Source organism: Pontiella sp., from assembly GCF_041622395.1.
In the GTDB taxonomy this organism is placed as follows: Bacteria; Verrucomicrobiota; Kiritimatiellia; order Kiritimatiellales; family Pontiellaceae; genus Pontiella.
In genome coordinates this window covers 1-1,951 of sequence record NZ_JBFJYW010000405.1, presented here as the reverse complement: position 1 = coordinate 1,951, position 1,951 = coordinate 1, and the positions used below count along the sequence as shown (strand labels likewise).

At 56.7% G+C, this 1,951-nt stretch carries 3 protein-coding genes; all 3 read right to left on the bottom strand.

The genetic code is table 11. From position 1 onward, the window contains the following. The coding region (locus tag ABYO54_RS16070; RefSeq protein WP_372809243.1) for a dTDP-4-dehydrorhamnose 3,5-epimerase family protein at positions 1–331 on the bottom strand (331 nt) is incomplete at its 3' end. A 3-nt stretch (positions 332–334) separates the two neighbouring features. After that, positions 335–1,111 (bottom strand): glucose-1-phosphate cytidylyltransferase, encoded by a 777-nt coding sequence (gene rfbF / locus ABYO54_RS16065; protein ID WP_372809242.1) that lies wholly within the window; start codon positions 1,109–1,111, stop codon positions 335–337. A gap of 12 nt (positions 1,112–1,123) precedes the next feature. Next, positions 1,124–1,951: NAD(P)/FAD-dependent oxidoreductase (locus tag ABYO54_RS16060; RefSeq protein ID WP_372809241.1), on the bottom strand; the 828-nt coding region annotated here is incomplete at its 5' end.

Genomic DNA, 1,951 nt, shown 5'->3' with positions numbered 1-1,951 from the left:
CCATGGTCTGGTTATCCGGCGTCAATTCAATGCCGAAATGCTGGAGATAGGTCGGCGAATCAGGGCGCATATCGACCATGATATCGTAGATTGCACCGCGCGTGCAGCGCATGAACTTGGGTTCCGGCGCGGGATCGACCTGCCAATGCAGGCCGCGCAAGGTTCCAACGTCTTTACTGAACGACGTGTTCACCTGAACAAACCGCGAAGGAATGCCGTGTGCTTCGAATTCTTTCGTGCAAAAGGCCCGAGCAAAATAACCGCGGTCATCGCCAATCGGTTGTTGCCGAACGATCCAAGCGTCTTTCAAAGGTGCGGGTTCGAAAATCATGATTTACTCCCAAACCTTCCACGGCGCGTTGCCGGATGCCCACAGGTCGTCGAGCACATGCTTGTCGCGCAAAGTATCCATCGGATGCCAAAAATCCGCATGGCGATAGGCGTTCAATTCGCCGTCAAGGGCGAGTTGCTGCATGGGTTTTCGTTCCCAGATCTCGGCATCGGAACCGATATAATCGAGAACGGTTGGTTCAAGCACGAAATAGCCGCCATTGATCCATGCCCCGTCGCCATCGGGTTTTTCCTGGAAGTGCTCCACCGCGACCTGGCCCGGCCGCAGCGTAAACGCCCCGAAACGGCCGGGTGCCTGCACCGCCGCCATGGTGGCCTTGCGCCCCGACTTCTTATGGAATTCGATTTCGTCGGCAATGTTGATATTGGCCACCCCGTCGCCATAGGTCATGCAGAAGGTTTCGCCATCGAGATACTCGCGGACGCGACGAAGGCGACCGCCCGTCATGCTATTCAGCCCGGTATCGACGCAGGTGACCCGCCATTGCTCAACGCGCGAGCGGTGGTATTTGACGGTGTTGTTTGCGAGATCGAACGTCACATCGGCTTCGGAGAGGAAGATCTTGGAAAAGTATTCCTTGATCATGTGTCCCTTATAGCCGCAGGCAATGATGAAATCCGTTATACCGTAGTGGGCATAGGTTTTCATGATGTGCCAGATAATCGGTTCGGAACCGATTTCGACCATGGGCTTGGGCCGCACCGCGCTTTCCTCGCTGATACGGGTACCATATCCGCCTGCCATAATTACCGCTTTCATTTCCTGATCCCCTTAGTTTGCATTTTGCATCTTTTCCATTCGGTCGATCATATATTCCGTGAAAGGAATCGAACAGGTCCAACCCGGAGAAACTGCATTCAGTACGTGGAAGGACTTCCCATCGCCCTCGAACACAAAATCCATCTCCAAGCTCTTCTTCTTCAGATTCAGCAGCTGGGCGCGGATACCCGATGGTCCCCAGTGCGTAAGCGTCGGTAGCTCCAGCCCGGTGGCGAGCGCGTGCGAAAGGCCAACGAGATGGGCGCGGTTGTATTTGCGCAACTCCTCGCGGGCCAGCCTGCGGAAATCGAAATCGGCTTTGAGCATGAGTTGCGAGCCGAGGCTGGCGGTTTCGAAAAATTCGCCCAGAGCGAAGTTGGCCAGCCCCTGGTACTGCTCCCGCCAAAAGGCGGGAATCGCCGTCGGGCCGATCTTGTGATGCCCGTCGGCCGTGACCGTCACATGGACGCCGAGGAAGGGGTTTTGCAGGTTCGGCACGGGATAGATGTTGGTCTTGAAGCTGCCCGCGGGCTCGCTGGACTTCAGGTAGAGCCCTTTGAACGGCAGGATTGCATAGTTTTTTCCAAAGCCAAAGGCATGTCCCACGCGGTCGGCGTAGAGCCCGGCGGCATTGACGACATAGCCGGCGTCGAACGCCAGCGTCTTGGTCCACACCCGATTCCCCCGGCACTTCACGAATGGCTCCGAACACTGGAACTGAATGTCCATATCCTCCGCATCCTTGCGGAAGGCGTCGAGGACGGGAACCGGACTGGAGGTCGCCGTGTTGGGACTCCACAGCGCGTATTGGCAGGTTTTGACACGCGGCTCGATTTCCTT

Excerpts from the sequence above, each read along its gene's own strand:
- rfbF (WP_372809242.1), bottom strand. The coding sequence starts at position 1,111 with ATGAAAGCGGTAATTATGGCAGGCGGATATGGTACCCGTATCAGCGAG.